At 71.8% G+C, this 16,824-nt stretch carries 21 protein-coding genes; 13 read left to right on the top strand and 8 right to left on the bottom strand.

Annotated features, from left to right (window positions below; all coding sequences use genetic code 11):
• Nucleotides 1-2: 2 nt before the first annotated feature.
• Genes RAN62_RS28295 through RAN62_RS28285 form a run of 3 tightly spaced genes read right to left on the bottom strand, consistent with a single transcriptional unit; the run spans nt 3 to nt 1,689 of the window.
• Nucleotides 3-494 (bottom strand): hypothetical protein, encoded by a 492-nt coding sequence (locus RAN62_RS28295; RefSeq protein ID WP_305787821.1) that lies wholly within the window; start codon nt 492-494, stop codon nt 3-5.
• Nucleotides 491-826, bottom strand: a complete 336-nt coding sequence (locus RAN62_RS28290; protein ID WP_305787820.1) for a hypothetical protein — start codon at nt 824-826, stop codon at nt 491-493. The genes RAN62_RS28295 and RAN62_RS28290 overlap by 4 nt, the downstream gene beginning before the upstream one ends.
• A 56-nt stretch (nt 827-882) precedes the next feature.
• Nucleotides 883-1,689, bottom strand: a complete 807-nt coding sequence (locus RAN62_RS28285) for a L,D-transpeptidase family protein (RefSeq protein ID WP_305787819.1) — start codon at nt 1,687-1,689, stop codon at nt 883-885.
• A gap of 91 nt (nt 1,690-1,780) precedes the next feature.
• On the opposite strand from RAN62_RS28285, the gene RAN62_RS28280 reads away from it, so the two are divergent.
• Nucleotides 1,781-2,383: a CGNR zinc finger domain-containing protein gene (locus RAN62_RS28280; RefSeq protein ID WP_305787818.1), complete on the top strand. Its 603-nt coding sequence runs from the start codon at nt 1,781-1,783 to the stop codon at nt 2,381-2,383.
• A gap of 70 nt (nt 2,384-2,453) precedes the next feature.
• Nucleotides 2,454-3,575, top strand: coding sequence for a zf-HC2 domain-containing protein (locus RAN62_RS28275; RefSeq protein WP_305787817.1), 1,122 nt, complete (start codon nt 2,454-2,456; stop codon nt 3,573-3,575).
• A gap of 76 nt (nt 3,576-3,651) precedes the next feature.
• Here RAN62_RS28275 and RAN62_RS28270 read toward each other — a convergent pair whose 3' ends face one another.
• The 3 genes from RAN62_RS28270 to RAN62_RS28260 form a co-directional block, all read right to left on the bottom strand.
• Complete coding sequence (locus RAN62_RS28270) at nt 3,652-3,885, bottom strand: hypothetical protein (RefSeq protein ID WP_305787816.1); 234 nt, start codon at nt 3,883-3,885, stop codon at nt 3,652-3,654.
• Between the two features lie 59 nt (nt 3,886-3,944).
• The gene (gene mscL, locus RAN62_RS28265) at nt 3,945-4,388 is read right to left on the bottom strand and encodes a large conductance mechanosensitive channel protein MscL (RefSeq protein ID WP_305787875.1); all 444 of its coding nucleotides are present in this window, start codon (nt 4,386-4,388) and stop codon (nt 3,945-3,947) included.
• A 328-nt stretch (nt 4,389-4,716) separates the two neighbouring features.
• Complete coding sequence (locus RAN62_RS28260) at nt 4,717-5,070, bottom strand: STAS domain-containing protein (RefSeq protein ID WP_305787815.1); 354 nt, start codon at nt 5,068-5,070, stop codon at nt 4,717-4,719.
• Nucleotides 5,071-5,253: 183 nt separating this feature from the next.
• Here RAN62_RS28260 and RAN62_RS28255 point away from each other — a divergent pair, with 183 nt between their 5' ends.
• Genes RAN62_RS28255 through RAN62_RS28225 form a run of 7 tightly spaced genes read left to right on the top strand, consistent with a single transcriptional unit; the run spans nt 5,254 to nt 11,396 of the window.
• On the top strand, nt 5,254-6,093 hold the full coding sequence (locus RAN62_RS28255) for an STAS domain-containing protein (protein ID WP_305787814.1): 840 nt from the start codon (nt 5,254-5,256) through the stop codon (nt 6,091-6,093).
• A complete protein-coding gene (locus RAN62_RS28250) occupies nt 6,094-6,510 on the top strand; it encodes an STAS domain-containing protein (RefSeq protein WP_305787813.1) in 417 nt (138 codons plus the stop codon).
• On the top strand, nt 6,507-6,926 hold the full coding sequence (locus RAN62_RS28245; protein WP_305787812.1) for an ATP-binding protein: 420 nt from the start codon (nt 6,507-6,509) through the stop codon (nt 6,924-6,926). The genes RAN62_RS28250 and RAN62_RS28245 overlap by 4 nt, the downstream gene beginning before the upstream one ends.
• Complete coding sequence (locus RAN62_RS28240; protein ID WP_305787811.1) at nt 6,923-7,954, top strand: SpoIIE family protein phosphatase; 1,032 nt, start codon at nt 6,923-6,925, stop codon at nt 7,952-7,954. Before RAN62_RS28245 ends, RAN62_RS28240 begins: the two co-directional genes overlap by 4 nt.
• Complete coding sequence (locus tag RAN62_RS28235) at nt 7,951-9,297, top strand: sensor histidine kinase (RefSeq protein WP_305787810.1); 1,347 nt, start codon at nt 7,951-7,953, stop codon at nt 9,295-9,297. The genes RAN62_RS28240 and RAN62_RS28235 overlap by 4 nt, the downstream gene beginning before the upstream one ends.
• Nucleotides 9,294-10,835: a SpoIIE family protein phosphatase gene (locus tag RAN62_RS28230; RefSeq protein WP_305787809.1), complete on the top strand. Its 1,542-nt coding sequence runs from the start codon at nt 9,294-9,296 to the stop codon at nt 10,833-10,835. The genes RAN62_RS28235 and RAN62_RS28230 overlap by 4 nt, the downstream gene beginning before the upstream one ends.
• 33 nt (nt 10,836-10,868) lie before the next feature.
• Entirely contained in the window at nt 10,869-11,396 is a 528-nt protein-coding gene (locus RAN62_RS28225) for a TIGR03086 family metal-binding protein (RefSeq protein ID WP_305787808.1), read from the top strand.
• 17 nt (nt 11,397-11,413) lie between these two features.
• Here the strand turns inward: RAN62_RS28225 and RAN62_RS28220 are convergent, their stop codons facing one another.
• Entirely contained in the window at nt 11,414-12,322 is a 909-nt protein-coding gene (locus tag RAN62_RS28220; protein WP_305787807.1) for a nucleotidyl transferase AbiEii/AbiGii toxin family protein, read from the bottom strand.
• Entirely contained in the window at nt 12,319-13,014 is a 696-nt protein-coding gene (locus RAN62_RS28215) for a type IV toxin-antitoxin system AbiEi family antitoxin domain-containing protein (RefSeq protein ID WP_305787806.1), read from the bottom strand. Before RAN62_RS28215 ends, RAN62_RS28220 begins: the two co-directional genes overlap by 4 nt.
• Before the next feature lie 84 nt (nt 13,015-13,098).
• On the opposite strand from RAN62_RS28215, the gene RAN62_RS28210 reads away from it, so the two are divergent.
• From RAN62_RS28210 to RAN62_RS28195, 4 genes are read left to right on the top strand one after another with little or no spacing between them, the layout of a single operon-like run.
• Nucleotides 13,099-14,151, top strand: a complete 1,053-nt coding sequence (locus RAN62_RS28210; RefSeq protein ID WP_305787805.1) for a DUF2293 domain-containing protein — start codon at nt 13,099-13,101, stop codon at nt 14,149-14,151.
• 32 nt (nt 14,152-14,183) lie between these two features.
• Nucleotides 14,184-14,720 (top strand): PadR family transcriptional regulator, encoded by a 537-nt coding sequence (locus RAN62_RS28205; RefSeq protein ID WP_305787804.1) that lies wholly within the window; start codon nt 14,184-14,186, stop codon nt 14,718-14,720.
• The gene (locus tag RAN62_RS28200; RefSeq protein WP_305787803.1) at nt 14,717-15,406 is read left to right on the top strand and encodes an ABC transporter ATP-binding protein; all 690 of its coding nucleotides are present in this window, start codon (nt 14,717-14,719) and stop codon (nt 15,404-15,406) included. The genes RAN62_RS28205 and RAN62_RS28200 overlap by 4 nt, the downstream gene beginning before the upstream one ends.
• Complete coding sequence (locus RAN62_RS28195; protein ID WP_305787802.1) at nt 15,403-16,815, top strand: FtsX-like permease family protein; 1,413 nt, start codon at nt 15,403-15,405, stop codon at nt 16,813-16,815. Before RAN62_RS28200 ends, RAN62_RS28195 begins: the two co-directional genes overlap by 4 nt.
• Nucleotides 16,816-16,824 lie beyond the last annotated feature (9 nt).

Below are 16,824 nucleotides of genomic sequence, written 5' to 3'. Positions count from 1 at the left end.
CCTCAGGCGATGCCGTCGGCGGGCAGGCCGCAGGCGCGCTGGGCGTCGCGGGCGTGGGTGTTCACCGCGCTGATCACCTGGAAGAAGCGGGTCAGCGAGTCGGTGCTCGCGGCGCTGCTCGTGAGCGCGCCGCTCAGCGTGGCGAGCTCGTCCAGGTCCGCGGCGAGGCCGTCGATCGCGCTCTTCAGCGAGCGGTCGAAAACGAGCAGGCGACCGTAGTCGCGCATGCGGTCGGCCGTGTCGTGGACGCTGCTGATGGCGTCCGCCTCGGCCATCGCCGGCCGGTGCGTGCCGGTGCTCTCCATCGAGGTGCAGATCGTGTGCTTGGCATAGGCGTTCGCCGCCGCGGCCCCGGCGCCGACGATCAACCCCACCCCCAGAGCGGCGAGTACGCCGATCAGCCCGGCGGGCAGGTGACGGCGCTGTGGCGGCGGGGGCAGCTGCTGCCAGCTCATGCCGTTCCAGAAGACCTGCCCATACGGGTACGGGTTCACGGCGCCGGATCCTCGGCGAACGCCAGATTGAGCACGGCGTGCGCGACCCAGATCGCCTGTTCCTTGTTGTCGTAGGGTCCCAGGCGCAGCTCGACGGCCTTGTCGCCGAACAGGGCGCGCACGGTCCAGCTGTTCGGGTGACGCTCGTCCTCGCGGCTGTGGTTGACGATGACCTGCGAGGCGCCGCGGATGTTGACGACGGACCACCGCTCGTCACCGGTCGGCCACGCGCGGAACCAGCCGGGCGCCACGGCGACGGCTTCCTTGCCCGCCTCCGCCAGCGCCCACCTGAGCTCGTCCGGCACGACCGCCGGCGGTTGAGTCTGCGTCATCCTGGGCCACCCCGTTCCCTCGCTGCCCTCAGGATAGGGCGATTCGGGAATTTCGGTCAGTAGACCCAGACCTTGGTGTCGATCGGAATCTTGCCGTTCTTCCAGAGGTGGTTCATCGCCGGGATCGAGACCCGGGCACAGCCGTGCGACGCCGCGTACGGCGGGATGCTGTACGCCCCGTGCACCGCGATGCCACCGTTGAAGTACTTGGGCCGCCACAGCAGTCCGAGCGGCGCGTCCCGCCAGCCGTCGATCTGGCGCGACACTGTGAACTTGCCGGACGGGGTCGCGGCGATGTGCGAGGCGCCGTCCTGCTCGTAGCGCTCGTAGGAGCCCGTCGAGGTGTTGAAGACCTGCTCGACCTCGCCGTCGTTCACGAGCATGAGCAGTTGCTTCTTCTTGCTGATCTCGATGACGCGGCCGTCGTCACTCTTCGCCTTCGGGCGTACACCCTGGTCGAGGGCCTTTTGGGTCTTGGTCCCGACGACGCCGTCGCGGGTCAGGCCGGCCGCCTTCTGCAGGGCGTAGACGGCCTGCTGGGTGAGCGCGCCGAAGGAGCCGTCGGCCTCGCCGCCGTTCCAGTAGCCGAGCTCGGTCAGGCGCTGCTGGAGGGCGACGACGCGGTCGCCTTTGACTCCGCGCTTGAGCTTTTCCGGCGTGGCGCTCGGGGCCTCCTGCGGCGCGGGGCTCGTGGTCGGGCTGCCCGTCGGGCTTTCCGGCGCGTCTTCGGTCGCGCTTTCTGACGGGGCCGTGGCCGTTGTCGTTGTCGTGGGGGCCGGGGCCGCCGACTGGTCGGAGCCGCAGGCCGTGGCGAGACTCACCGCCGCCGCCGCTGCCACCACACTCGTGAGGAATCTGCGCACGCTGCCTCCTTCGGCACATCATCCACCACGGTCGCTACCCGGGCGATCACACGCGAAAACTCCTCGGGATCCGGGACGGTACCCTTCGTCCATGTCATGGAAGGCGAGCGCCCGGCACGGGGTCCGGGAGGCGCCGGCGGGCCTCGCGCTCGTCCAGGACCTGCTCAACACCCGGGCCACCATGGCGTACGCGCCCGATCTGCTCGCCACGCCCGACGACGCCCAGCGCTGGCTGACCGACGCGCTGGCCGCGTGGTCCCGGGTCGCCGCCCTCCCCGCGCCGGTGCTCCTGCTCTCGTCGGCGGACCTCCGGTCGGTGCGCCGGCTGCGGACGACGTTCGAGGGCGTGATCCTCGCCGGGGGCCGCACGGCCGGCCAGGACGGCGCCCTGCCGCCCGCCGACGTGCCGGTGACCCTGGTTCCCGATGCGGCGGGCTGGGTCCGGATCATCCCGGCCGGGCGCGGCACCCGCTGGCTGGCCTCCGCGCTGTGGGCCGAGACACTGGTCGCGCAGCAGGCCGGGCTGTGGCCCCGGCTCAAGCTGTGCCACAACGTGGAGTGCCGGGCGGCGTTCTTCGACACGTCCCGCAACAACAGCGGCGTGTGGCACGACGTGAGCACGTGCGGCAACACGGCGAACCTGCGAGCCTTCCGGGAGCGGCGCCGGCTGCTCGGCGGCACCGGAGGAGTGTGAACCGCCGCCTGCCGTGAATTCCGGTGACCCGCTCCGGAACCAGGCGGCGTCCCCGCGCGACTATGGGGATATGGCGTGTGAGCAGTGGCGCGAGATGCTGTCCGCTCAACTGGACGGCGAGGACGATCCGGGCGATCGGGCGCGGGTCGACGAGCACCTGGCCGGCTGTGCCGGGTGCCGCGAATGGCTGGACCGGGCCGCGATGGTCAACCGGCTGAGCCGGACCGGGCTGGTCACGGACGTGCCCGACCTGAGCGGCTCGATCATGGCCGCGCTCGGGGCCGCCGCCGCGCCGGCGGGTCCTTCCGCGCCGACGGACCCCTCCGCGCCGGCCGCTTCCGCCGCGTCCCCCGCTGCTTCGGCGTCCTCTGCCTTTCCTGCGCCGGCTGCGTCCTCCGGGCCGCTGGGGCGGGTGCGGGCGTGGTGGCACGAGACCCGGTCGGGCGACTGGCGGCCCCGGGCGACCGCGGCGCTCTACGTGGCCCTGGCCGTGGTCGGCGCCGTGCAGCTCATCCTCGGGCTGGCGCAGGTCGGCGGCGGGTCGAGCAGCCTGCACGTGCACACCGGGCTGGACGCCACCCCGGGCCACCTCTGGCACGAGTCGGCGGCGTGGAACGTGGCCGTCGGGGCGGGCTACCTCTTCATCGCCCTGCGCCGGAGCCGGCCCACGGGGCTGGTGCCGATGCTGACCGCCTTCGTCGGGATGCTCCTGCTGCTGTCGGTCAACGATCTCTCGGCCGCCCGGGTCGACGCGGAACGGCTCGTGAGCCACGGCTTCGTGATCCTGGGCTATCTGCTGGTGGTGGCGCTGTCGCGGGTGGCCGGCGGGACCGCTCAGCCGCCCGGGGACAGGATCACGCCGGGCCTGCGCTGGCACCTGGTCGAGGAGGATGACGAGGCGCCCGCCGTCCCGCGCCCGCCGCGTCTGCGCCTGTTGCCGGGCGGCCCGCTTACCGCCCACCACACGGACGGGTTCGCCACGCCCGCACCCGAGCTGTTCGAGGCCGTGGCCGGGAGTTTGTCGCGCGGGGTCGTGGCTGGGGGTTCGTCGCGCGGGGTCGTGGCGGAAGGCGAGGCGCTCGGAGTTGCTGCCGGCCGGGGTGCCGGGGGCGAGCCGTTGAGCGTCGCCGCTGCCGGGTGTGCTTGTGGCGCCGGATGTGCCTGCTGCGAGGGGCATCGCCGCGCCGCCTGAGCCTGGCGGCAGCCTGAGCGCGGCCCGGCGGCCGCTAGGCGATCGGAGTCGGCGTGGGCTGGGCCGGCGCGGCTGGTCAGCGCGGGCGGGGGCGGACCGAGAGCTCGCGCCACTCGTCCTGCCCGGTGAGCAGCGCGCGGACCATGTCGACGGCCGCTTCCTCGGTGTCGTACTCGAAGAAGTGGGAGACGCCCTCGGCGCCGCCCGCGCGCTGCTCCACGTACCACTGGTCGCCGCTCGTGCGGAGATACACGTCCTTGCGTGCGACGTGCCCCCACTTGCCGTTCCACCAGTGCTTACGCTGTTCCATCCCCGCACTGTATCGAACAATTGTTCGAACGGTGGGGTCAGGGGATGATCTTTGGTGGTTTACTGGCGGGGCGGCTGCTGGTGGCGGCCGAGGATGTCGTTGACGGCGCCCGGGGCGACCTGCTGGCGGACCAGCGCGTCGCGGATCTCGGTCAGCAGCTTGACCTCCTCGCTGGGGGCCTCCGGCGGCGGCTCCTCGCCGCGCTTGCGCCGCTCGGCGAGCTTGTTGAGCGGGAAGACGACCAGGAAGTAGAGCACCGCGGCGGTGAGCAGGAACGTGATCAGGGCGTTGACGAAGCTGGCGTAGTCGAAGACCACGCCCTTGCCGACCTTCCACGTGCCGGCGCCGACGTTGGTGTCGCCGCCCAGCAGCTGGATCAGGGGCTTGAGGAAGGCGTTGGTGAAGGACGTCACCACGGCGGTGAACGCGGCACCGATGACGACGCCGACCGCGAGGTCGACGACGTTGCCGCGCATGATGAAGTCTTTGAAGCCTTTGAACATGGAACTCACGCGCACTCCTGCGTCGGGGGCCGAGGGGTTCGGGGTCGGCCGGGACGTTGCCCCCGGCCGGTCAGCGGCAAACTACGCCGACCGGGCCGTCCCGCAAAGCGGACGCGCCACGGGTGTTTTCCGCAAACCGGACGCGCGGCAGGACGGCAAACCGGAGGCGCACCGAGGCGGCAGGGCGGACGCACGGCAGGGGTGCCGACAGCCCGGAGACACCGGAGAAGTGCGATGCGCGGCACGGCGGGTGAGGACGCCGGGCCGACGCAACGAATGCGGCCCTCATGGGCCGCGGCCCATCAGGGCCAGGACGGAGCGACAGGGCTCAGTCGAGCGCGGGCTCCTCGGCCGTCACGGCCTCGTCCACCGTCGGGTAGGTGTGCAGGACCTCGACCAGCCCGCTGACCTCGAGGATCCGCAGCACGCCGCGCTGTGGGGCAGCCAGCCGGACGACGCCGCCGGCGTCGTCGGTGCTGTTCTTGGCCCGGACGAAGACGGACAGCCCGGTCGAGTCGCAGAACGAGACCTCCGCCAGGTCGAAGACCAGCCGGGTGCGGCCCTTCTCGAGCAGGTCGCTGATCTGGTCCTGCAGCTGCGGTGCGGTGGCCATGTCGAGCTCGCCGGCGACCGACACGACGACCATGTCGCCGTGTTGAGCCGTTTGTACCGTCAGGGACATTCAGGACCTCCCAGTTATGGGCAAGACGTTACTCCACTCGCCGCCGCCGCCGTGGGACGGGGAGACGCGCTGAGCACCGGATATTAGTTGGTCTAGCGCAAGCAAAAACTGCCTCGATGGTAGAGTCCGGCCCGGCTGACCGCGACTCGCGGCAGGACCCGGCGAAGCTCACGGGAGGCAGCGGTGGCGCTGAGTTCGGACGAGGGTAGCCGCTTCGCGGATCTGCTCAAGGGGCACGAGGAGGCCGTCGGCGCCGCCTGGACCGAGCAGATCGCGGCCACGCTGCGCGGGCGGCTGAGCCACGCCGAGCTGCAACGGCAGACCACGGAGCTGCAGAAGGGCTTCCAGTCCGCGCTCGCCGGCGGGGCCCAGGACATCGGCGACGACGCGGCCGCCGAGCTGCGCGCCCAGCTGAGCGATCTGTCGTCGGCGCGGGCGCGGCAGGGCTTCACCGCCAACGAGACCGCGATCAGCGTCTTCGCGCTCAAGGACGCGGTGCTCAAGGTCCTGGACAACGGCGACCCGAACGTGCTGCGCGACTACGTGGCCTTCTCCGCCTTCATCGACCGGGCGGGCCTGTTCACCTTCGACAGCTACGTCCGCGCGCGCGAGGAGCTCATCGCGGACCAGGCCGAGCAGCTGCTCGAGCTGTCGACGCCGGTGGTCAAGCTCTGGGACGGCGTGGTCGCGGTGCCGCTGGTCGGCACGCTCGACTCGGCGCGGGCCCAGGTGGTCATGGAGCGGCTGCTGCAGACGCTGGTCGACACCGGTTCCCCGTACGCGATCATCGACATCACCGGTGTGCCGGCGGTCGACACGCAGGTCGCCCAGCACATCCTCAAGACGGTCGTGGCTGCCCGGCTGATGGGCGCCGACTGCATCATCTCCGGCATCCGGCCGCAGATCGCCCAGACGATCGTGGCGCTGGGCATCGAGTTCGGCGACATCGCGACCAAGTCGTCGCTCGCGGACGCCCTGCGGCACGTCATCCGGCTGACCGGGACCAAGCGACAGGAGCGCTGAGTGGAGCGCGTACCGGTTCTCAAGATCGGCGACATCCTGCTGGTCTCGATCCAGGACGACATGGAGGACCAGGTCGCCCTGCAGCTGCAGGAGGACCTCGCCGACCGGATCGTGGCGACCGGCAGCCACGGCGTGATCATCGACATCAGCGCCCTGGACATCGTCGACTCGTTCGTCGGGCGCACGCTGGCCACCATCGCCGGGGTGTCGAAGGTGCTGGACGCCGAGACCGTCGTGGTCGGCATGCGGCCCGCGGTGGCGATCACGCTGGTCGAGCTGGGCCTGTCTCTGCCGGGCATCCGGACCGCGCTGAACGTCGAGCTCGGCATGGAGATGCTGGCCCGGCAGCGCGCCGCCGAGGAGGACCTCGGGATCGACGAGGGCGAGGACGACGAGCCGGCGGTCACCGTTCCATGATCACTGGGTCCGGCAGCGCGGCCGGCGAACAGATCACGGTCGCGTCCGACCAGGATGTGGTCCGCGTCCGCCAGCTCGTACGCACGCTCGCGGTGGCCGTGAAGCTGTCGCTGGTCGACCAGACCAAGATCGTGACGGCCGCCAGTGAGCTGGCCCGCAACACGCTCGTCTACGGCGGCGGCGGGACGGTCGCGGTGAGCCGGGTGGAGAACGGGCGGCGCGCCGGGATCAGGATTGTTTTCGCCGACGAGGGCCCGGGCATCCCGGATCTGGACCTGGCGCTCACCGACGGCTACACCACCGGCGGCGGGCTCGGTCTGGGGCTCAGCGGGGCCCGCCGGCTCGTCGACGAGTTCGACATCGACACCGCCGTGGGCCGGGGAACGACGATCAGTGTGACGAAGTGGTGCCGATGAGCGGAGGCGCAGTGGCGTCACTCCCCGAGGGCCTCCTCGACGAGGGTCTCTGGTTCCGGGTGGAGGCTGCCGCCAGCGCCGCCGCCGTGCGCCGCGCCGCCGAGCGCCTGGCGGACGAGCTGGGCATCCCGGAACGCACCACCGCCGACCTGTCCATCGTCGTCGCCGAGGCCGCGGGCAACCTGGTGAAGCACGCCGACGAGGGCGTCATGCTGGTCCGGCCCGTACGCGTGGACGACCGCGCCGGCGTCGAGATCGTCGCCATCGACCGGGGCCCCGGCATGGCCGACATCCCGCGTTCGGTGGGCGACGGCCACTCCACGGCGGGCACGCTCGGCATCGGGCTGGGCGCCATCGTGCGCCAGTCCAGCTGGTACGACCTCTACTCCGCCCCGGGCCGCGGCACGGTCCTCGCCGCCCAGGTGTGGGAGGGGAAGACACCCGAGCCCGCGTGGGCGGCCGGGCTGACCCGTCCGATGACCGGGGAGCCGGTGAGCGGGGACGCGTACGCCATCCGTGATCTTGACGGGCGCAAGCAGGTGCTGCTCGCCGACGGTCTCGGCCACGGCCGCCTGGCCCATGTGGCTGCGCAGGAGGCCGTGCGCGTCTTCCGGAGCACTCCGGCCGGGCCGCCGCTCGCCGTCGTGGAGGCGCTGCACCGTACCCTCAATCACACCCGCGGGGCCGCGCTCGCCGTCGCCGAGCTGGACCCCGCCCGGGGTGTGGTCCGGTGTTCCGGCCTCGGCAACATCTCCGGCACCGTGCTCTCGCCCGACGGCACCCGCCGCGGCATGGTCTCGTTGCCCGGCATCGCGGGACATCAGAAACGCCAGCTCCGCGAGTACGACTACCCGCTCCCGCCCGGCGCGCTGGTGATCATGCACTCCGACGGCCTGGTCGACCGCTGGACCCTTCAGGGTCAGTTCGGCCTGCTCGACCACTCGCCCCAGGTCATCGCGGCCAGTCTGCTGCGCGAAGCGGGCACCCGCCGCGACGATGCCGGGATCCTGGTGGCCAAGGCGTCATGACCGACGAGCCGCTGGTGCGTACCCGGATCCGGGGCGAGCAGGACGTGTTCACCGTCCGGCAGCTCGGCCGGGAGGTCGCGCGCGAGGTCGGGCTGGAGGCGCAGGACCAGACGCGCATCGCCACGGCGCTCAGTGAGGTCGGCCGGCTGGTGGTGGCCGAGGGCCGGGATGCCGAAGTGGTGTTCACAACGCCGCGCGGGCGGGTACCTACGCTTCAGGTGGAGATGTCCTACCCGGCCCTCCCCGAGGACGCCGGGCGACTCGCCGCGCAGCTCACCCAGGTGCGTCGGCTGGTCGACACACTGGAGGTGACCGGCAATGGCCCAGGCACACTGGTACGCATGGCACGCCGGCTGCCCCTCGGCGCGCCGGAGCTGACCCGGAGCCGCATGGACGAGATTCGCGCTCACCTGGCCGACCACGTGCCGGGCACGCCGCTCGACGAGCTGTCGGTCCAGAACCAGCAGCTCATCGCCGCACTGGACGAGGTCCGGGCCCAGCGCGACGACCTCGCCCGGCTCAACGCCGAGCTCGAGGAGACCAACCGCGGCGTGATGGCGCTCTACCACCAGCTGTCCGACGAGCTGGAGGAGACCAACCGCGGCGTCGTCGCCCTCTATGCCGAGCTGGACGAGAAATCGGTGCAGCTGCGTGCGGCCAGCGAGGCGAAGAGCCGGTTCCTGGCCAACGTCAGCCATGAGCTGCGCGCGCCGGTCACCGCGATCATCGGCCTCGGCCGGCTGCTCACCGACGGGTCCTCGGAGCCGCTCACGACCGAGCAGAGCCGCCAGGTCGAGCTGATCCGGGGCTCCGCCACCGACCTGCTGACCCTGGTCAACGAGCTTCTCGACCTGGCCAAGGCGGAGGCCGGCCGGATCGAGCCGGCCTGGACCGACGTCGACCTGAAGGCGGTGTTCGGCCAGCTCCGCGGCACGCTGCGCCCGCTGGCGACCCGGCCCGACGTCGACTTCGTGGTCGAGGAGCCGGGCGAGCCCCGGCTGCGCTCCGACGAGGTGCTCCTCGCCCAGGTGCTGCGCAACCTGCTCACCAACGCCATCAAGTTCACCGCGGAGGGCGAGGTCCGGCTCAGCGCCGTCCGCACCGGCGACGACATCGAGTTCACCGTCTCCGACACCGGCACCGGCATCCCACCCGAGCTCACCGAGCGCATCTTCGAGGAGTTCTACCAGGTGCCAGGGAGCCAGGCGCTCAGCGGCAAGGGGACCGGGCTGGGCCTCCCGTACGCCCGGCGGCTCGTCGGCATCCTCGGCGGTGCCCTGCGCGTGTCCTCCGAGCCGGGCAAGGGCAGCACGTTCACCGTCTGTCTCCCGGTGGCGCCGTGACACCTGCCACCGTCCTCGTCGTCGACGACAGCGCCACCAAGCGATATCTGCTGGTGAGCTGGCTGTCGCGGGCGGGCTTCACGGTGGTCGAGGCCGAGACCGGCGGCGCGGCCCTGGCCATGCTGCCGGACGCGGAGATCGACCTGGTCGTGCTCGACGTCAAGCTGCCCGACATGAGCGGCTTCGAGGTCTGCGAGCGGATCAAGACCGATCCCGACTTCGGCGCCTTGCCGGTCATCCACGTGTCCGCGCACGCCGTGGACGTGGTCGACCGTACGCAGGGTCTCAACCGGGGCGCCGACGCCTATCTGGTCGAGCCGATCGAGCCCGACGAGCTGATCGCCACGGTCCAGGCCGTCCTGCGCTACTACCGGGCCCGGCAGCGCGCCGAGACGCTGGCGGCGCGGATGGTCAAGCTGGCCGAGACCACGCTCGCGATCAACTCGGCCTCCACGCTCGGGGGCCTGCTGCAGGCGGCGGCCGTCGGGTCGTACGAGATCTTCGGCGGGCCGAGCGTCGTGGTCGCGGAGACGGCCGACGGCGAGAGCCTGGCCGCCGTCGCGACCGGTGGGGCCGCCGCGGTGCGGCCCTGGACGGTCACCGATCACGAGCCGATCGTCGGGTCGACCGTACGCCGGGAGCCGCCCGAGACCTGGTCGGTGCTCGACTGGCCCGAGGGCGAAGAGGTCGCCGTCGCGTCGGCCCGGCTGCGCAGCGACCGTACGCCGGTCTATGTCGCCGTCCCCGCCAGCACCCAGAGCCCGGGCTTCCCGGTGCTGCGCCAGCTCTCCCAGGCGGTCGCCGCCGCGGTCGAGGCCCAGCGCTCCTACGACGAGGAGCACCGCATCGCCGTCACGCTGCAGCGGAGCCTCCTGCAGTCCCGCCTCCCCGACGTACCCGGGCTCGAGCTCGCCGTCCGCTACGAGCCGGCCGGCGCGCAGACCGAGGTGGGCGGCGACTTCTACGAGCTCACCATGCTCGACGGCCGCCTCCTCGTGGCCATCGGCGACGTGGCCGGCCACTCGCTGCACGCCGCCACGGTCATGGCCGAGGTGCGGCACGCGGTCCGGGCGTACGCGGTCGAAGGTCACCCGCCCGGAGCGGTGCTGGAGCTGGTCAACCGCTTCATGCGCACCGTCCTGGCCGCCGAGTCGGCCACCCTGTGCCTGCTGACCCTCGAGCCGGACACGGGCCGGGTGCGCCTGGCGAGCGCCGGTCACCTGCCCCCGCTGCTGCACGTCGACGGCGAGGGCGCCCACTTCCTGACCCCGCGCGGGCCGCTGCTCGGCATCAACGCCGTACGCCCGGCCGACCTCGAATTCACCCTCCCGCCCGGCGGCACCCTGGTCCTCTACACCGACGGCCTGATCGAGCGGCGGGACGCGGACATCGACGTCGGCCTGGCCGCCCTCGCCGCCTGCGCGACCGAGGTGGAACCCCGCCTCGACGCCTTCTGCCAGCGCCTCCTCGTCACCCTCGCCGGGTCGGCGGAACAGGCAGACGACATCGCCGTGGTGGCCGTTCGCCGATCGCTCTGACCCACGGTTTGCGCCGGGCAATAAAGTGTCAGCGTGGGTGCCGCGACCGTCGATCAATTGACCGAGATCTCCGCCTCCGTCGGGGTGCTGGTCGCCGGGATCAAGGCCGACCAGTGGGCCGATCCGACGCCATGTCCTGAGTGGAACGTCCGCGCCCTCGTCCAGCACCTCTCCCTGGGCAACGTCATGGACACCTCCGCCCTCCTCAGCCGCCCGCCCACCCACCGCGACCTCCTGGCCGGCTTCGACGAAACCGCCGCCGCCCTGGTCGAAGCCTTCCGTCCCCCGAGCGCCGCCGACCGCACCCTCGAAGTCCCCTTCGGCCGCGTCTCCGGCCTGATGGCGCTGCACCTGAGGCTGACCGAGCTGATCGTGCACGGATGGGACCTGGCGCGAGCGACCGGGCAGCCGGTGCACTTCCCGGACGAGGTGGTGGAGCAGGAGCTCGGATTCACGGCGGAGGCGCTGGCGGGGCGGCCGGCTTTCGCGCCGGCGGTGGCTTCGCAGGCGGAGGCGGGGGCGCTCGACCGCCTGGTCGCCCGCCTCGGCCGCGTCGCCTGACTCCGCCCGGTCGGCAACTATTGCTCAGTGTGGGGCAGCCACATGTGCTGGGTGGGGTTCCACGTGCCTGTTGCGACTCCCGACAGAAGCGGATCCAGGAACGGCTTCACCGCAGCAAGCGCGTCGTCGAGATCGAGGGCGGAGAAGCCGACCGTCCGGCGGGCTTCCGCCCGATAGCCACCCGTCCACAACCCTCGGTCGGGAACGTCGAATTCCGGTGGTAAGGCCAACTCGCGTCGACGGCTTTCTTTGCGCAAGGCCTGCGCCTGCGCGTCGGCGGCAATGGCGACGCGCCCGGTGATCGCGACGAGGTCGATGAGATCTTTGTACCTGGTCGACGGGCGGCCGCCGTGCCGTTCGACCATGGCGCAGACCTTGTCGGCGACGTGATCGACCAGGGGGTAAACCCGCCACGGCTTCCTCTTTCGGCCGACGGTGGAGATCGAAGTCAACGATGGCACCACGTCTGGCTCAGCGCTCAGCTCTATGCCGTCCGCCACGATGTCGACCTGGAACGCCGCCCATAATCTGGTCCCGATGAGCGACCGGATCTTCGTCTGGGCGGCCTGTGCGCCGGCTGCGCTCAACTTCGTCGATGGACCGACCTCGAAGCGCATCCAGTCGCCGATGTCGAGGCCTGCGGCTTCCCGCAACTGCTGTTCCACGTCGTTGATCGCGCCGGTCCGATACACGTCGATGTCGACCGTGTGGCGTACCGAGACGCGGCGGGCGAGCAGCGCCGTAGCGCCTTTGATCACCCATCGGTCATCGGTTCGGTACAGCCGTTCGACCAATTGATCGTAGGCGTACTGGCGTTGCAGGTCGGCCAGCGGCCACGACCCGGCAGAGGCTTCTGCCCGGAGCTTGTCGGTGACTGCCCGGCGTGCGGCGTCAGGAGTTCGATAAGGCGATTGCGGCGACGTCATTCCACAGCCTCACGGTTCGGAGTCTTGTCCAGGCCGGGCTCGGCCAGCCACCTTTGACGATCGGGATCCCCCGACAGGTCGAGGAGCCAGTGCAGCAGCCCAGCTCCGTCGCCCCGTCGGAGGCCGTGAGCCGCGGCGTGCGGTGCGATCGCCGCAGCGATCGCCGCGGGCTCGTCGTAGCCGGCTCGAAGGGCGTCGGCGATCAGCTGGGCGACTGCCCCAGGATCTTCGTGGTCGGCGAGGAGGTCCGCGGAGGTCCTTCGGGGGCGCGTTACGGGGAGGCCGCGCAGCGTGGTCCAGTCGTTTTCCAGGTTGCCTCGATGCAGCCTGACGTCGTTCCGCCTGGTCTGCCTCCTGCTGGGGAGCAGGAACTCGTGCTTGTCGGCGGGCAGATGCCCGATCCCGTAAAGGGTGGCGGCCGAGCGATGTGAGACGACTCCGTCGGCAGGGATGCGATCCCACGCCGGAATCCGCGGCTCAAGCTGGAGCCAGGCAGCACGGAGCTCAAGGTGATCGGGCTCGCCACCACCGCGGATCCGGTAGACGCCGTGCGCCACTCGCTCGATCGACCCGCGCTGGACGTGCCGGGTCAGTGTCGTCCCGGCCACTCCTGTGGCGTCCACTTGGTGCCTGGTGACCAGGCCCCACTGCTCTTCGGCTATGGCGAGGACGTCGGTCCATCGTTCGATCACTCCTTCATTCTAGAGCGGTTACGCTGCATTTCGCAGTGGTGTGCTGTCCCGGTGTGGGGTGCTCCGGGCGAGTAGCTTGCCTGCATGGAGCCTGTGACGAAGCTGGAGCGCCGCGTGACGACCGCCGCCGAGGAGGCGCTGGAGCGGCAGAAGTCTGTGAGCCCGCTCGATGTGCTGACCGGCATGGGCTGGGTGCCGTCCGGCTATGTCACAGACTGGCGGCAGGGGCGGGCTGCCGATGTCGAGGCGGTTGCGGCGGTGTCGGCGGATCGGATCGCCGATGCGCTCGAGATTTTTCGCCGGTGGGCCGGCGACAAGGGGCTGCGGCCGGCCGAGGTCGAGTACGTGGCCGCCACGCGGGACCGTCGTCCGTTGCGCTTCACCCGGGCCGGCGATCCGGCGCGGGAACTGCTTTTTCGCACGCATTGGATGGCCGCGGAGCTGACGGAGCAGCAGCGGGATCGGCTGACCGCGCGGCAGAGCAAGGCGCCGGATCTCGTCGTGGTGCTGCCGGCGCGGGGATTCACGTGCGCCGGCTGTGGGCGTACGGATGCGGACATGTTGATGTTGGAGGCGGGGGAGTCGTTCTGCCTGACCTGCACCGATTTTGATCATCTGGTGTTTCTGCCGGCGGGGGACGCGGCGTTGACGCGGCGGGCGAAGAAGGCCAGCCGGCTCTCGGCGGTGGTGGTGCGGTTCAACCGGTCGCGCCGGCGGAACGAGCGGCAGGGGTTGCTGGTCGAGCGGGCCGCGATCGAGCAGGCCGAGCGGGAGTGCCTGTCGGACGAGGATGCCCGGGCGCGGCGCCGGGAGCGGGACCGGGAGCGGCGGGAGGTCGCGGACGAGACGTTCCAGGCGGAGCTGGCCGGGATGATCAGGCGGCTGTTTCCCGGGTGTCCGCCGGAGCGGGCCGAAGCGATCAGCGGGCACACCGGCGTGCGGGGCAGCGGCCGGGTGGGGCGCAGTGCGGCCGGGCGGGCGCTCGATCCGGACGCGGTGACGCGCGCGGTGGTCGCCTCGGTGCGGCACGAGGACACCGCGTACGACGAGATGTTGATGGCCGGTGTGCCCCGGGACCAGGCGCGGGAGCGGATCCGGGCGGACATCGAGCAGGTGCTGACCCGCTGGCGTGCTTGACGGAGCTATTCACTCAGTGAATAGTAGCGGCCATGTCCACCTCCCATGTGCTGCTCGGGCTGCTCGCGCACGGCCCGCGGCACGGTTACGACCTCAAGCGGGCGCATGACGACCGGCTGCCGCAGGCCAAGCCGCTCGCCTTCGGGCAGGTCTATGCCACGCTCGGCCGGCTCGAGCGGGACGGGCTGGTCGAGCAGAGCGGGCAGGAGCGGGAGGGCGGCCCCGACCGTACGTCCTACGCGCTCACCGACACCGGCCGCGAGCGGCTCGACGAGTGGCTCGCCGCGGTTGAGCCTCCGGCTCCGTACGTGACCAGCACGCTTTTCGCCAAGGTCGTGGTCGGGCTGCTCGCGGCGGGCGTGGAGGCCGCCTCCGGTTATCTCGTCGCGCAGCGGGCCGCGCACAGCACGCGGCTGCGGGAGTTGACCGCGATCAAGACCGACGCGCAGGCGACCGTGGGGGACGTCATCGCCGCGGACTACGCCATCACTCATCTCGACGCGGATCTGCGGTGGATGCAGACCACCCTGCAGCGCGTCTCCGAGCTCAACCGAGAGGTGAACCCATGACCGCCCTGATCAGTGGCACCGCGCTGCACCACGCGTACGGGCCCACCCCCGCCCTGCGCGGCGTCGACATCGAGATCGGGGCGGGCGAGGTCGTCGCCGTCACCGGGCCGAGCGGGTGCGGCAAGTCGACGTTGTTGCACTGTCTCGCCGGGATCCTGAAGGTCGACGCGGGGGAGGTGCGCTACCGGGACCAGGACATCGCGTTGTGGTCCGAGGCGGCACGGTCGCGGCTGCGGCGTACGGACTTCGGGATGCTCTTCCAGTTCGGGCAGCTCGTGCCGGAGCTGACCGCCGGCGAGAACGTCGCCCTGCCGCTGCTGCTCGGGGGCGCCCCGCGCAAGCAGGCCCGGGCCACGGCGGCGAGCTGGCTGGAGCGTTTCGGAGTCGCCGAGCTCGCCGACAAGCTGCCCGGCACGCTCTCGGGCGGCCAGCAGCAGCGGGTCGCCGTCGCGCGGGCCATGGTCACCGAGCCGCAGGTGCTCTTCGCCGACGAGCCGACCGGGGCGCTCGACGCGCTCGCCGGGGAACGGGTGCTGACCGCGATCGTGGGAGTGGCGCGGGAGCGGGGGATGGCGGTCGTCCTGGTCACGCACGACAGCCAGATCGCCGCGTACGCGGATCGGGAAGTTGCCCTGCGCGACGGCGTGGTGGACGCGAGCGGGCTCGGCCTGCGGATGTCCGCGTGAGGGCCGGCACCCTGGTCCGGCTCGCGCTGGCGGGCACCAGGACCGACCATCTGCGTACGACGCTGACCGCCGCCAGCTCCGCCCTGGCCGCGCTGGCCCTGCTCGCGGCGGCGACGGTGCTGGCGATCAAGGGCGGCGCGGACGTCATCGGGCCGGACGGCAGCTACTCGCGCACCGCCGGAGCCGAGCGCTATTCGAGCCCGTACCTCCATGAGGCGGGCCTGCGTCCCGGGGTGGCCGCCGTCTTCGTCGTGTTGTCGCTGCTGGTGCTGGTGCTGGCAGGCCAGTGCATCCGGCTCGGGGCGCCGGCGCGCGACCGGCGGCTCGCCGCGATCCGCCTGGCCGGAGCGACGCCGCGGCAGGCCGTCCTCATCGCGAGCGCGGAGACCGTGACCGCGGCAGTGCTCGGCTCGGTCGCCGGGCTCGGCGTCTACCTGCTGTTGCGGGTGCTGCTCGACCGGCGCACCAAAGAGGGCCTGCTGCTGCTCCCGACGGATTTGTTGCCGCCCGCGCTGACCATCATCGGACTGCTGCTCGTGGTGCCGGTCCTGGCCGGGCTGGCGGGAGCGTTCCTGCTGCGCCGGGTCGTGATCAGCCCGCTCGGTGTGACTCGCCGGACCCGGTCGCGGGGCCCGCTGCCGTGGCCGGGCGCCCTGATCGCGATCGGCTTCGTGCTGTTCCAGGTGCCCGGCTGGGTGGGGCTCGGCATCGGCGGCAACGGCTGGGCCGCCATGCTCGCGGTCGGGGGCGTGGTGTGCGTCCTCGGGGTGGTGCTCGGCACCGGCTGGATCACGTACACGACCGGGCGGTTGCTGCGGCGCTTCGGGGCGCGCCCGGCGATGCTGCTGGCGGGCAAGCGGCTCATCGCCGATCCGTGGAGCGGCAGCCGTACGCTGGCCGCCCTGCTCGCCTCGGTCGTGGTCGGCGCGGCCGCGCTGGGAGTGCGGGCCGGGTTCGTCGCACAGTTCGACGCCTACGAGACCATGGACGGCGTCTCCGCCGGGGCCGACGAGGGGTTCTACCTCGGGGGCGTCGACCTGTTCCTGATCGCGGTCGCCATCGGGGTGGTGATCTCGACGGCCGGCACGCTGGTGGCGCTCACCGAGGGGATCGTGGCGCGGCGGCGGTCCTATGCGGCGCTGACCGCGGTGGGTGTGCCGACGGCGACCCTGGCCGAGGCGGTGCTCTGGCAGGTGCTGAGCCCGCTGGTCCCGGCGCTGCTGGTGGCGCTGGCGACCGGGGTCGGAGCCGGGCAGATCTACAACATGAGCGATCAGGCGGCCACCGTGCCGGTGGGCGCGCTCGGCCTGCTCGGCGGCGGGACCCTGCTCATGATGCTTCTGGCGGCCGGCATCGGGCTGCTCGTGCTGCGGTCGAGCACCGACCTGGAAGAACTGCGAGCCGGATGAGCCGGGGGG

This window comes from Symbioplanes lichenis (genome assembly GCF_030709675.1).
GTDB lineage: Bacteria > Actinomycetota > Actinomycetes > Mycobacteriales > Micromonosporaceae > Actinoplanes > Actinoplanes lichenis.
Note: the sequence above shows the minus strand (reverse complement) of the source record. Positions and strands in the feature narration are given on the sequence as shown.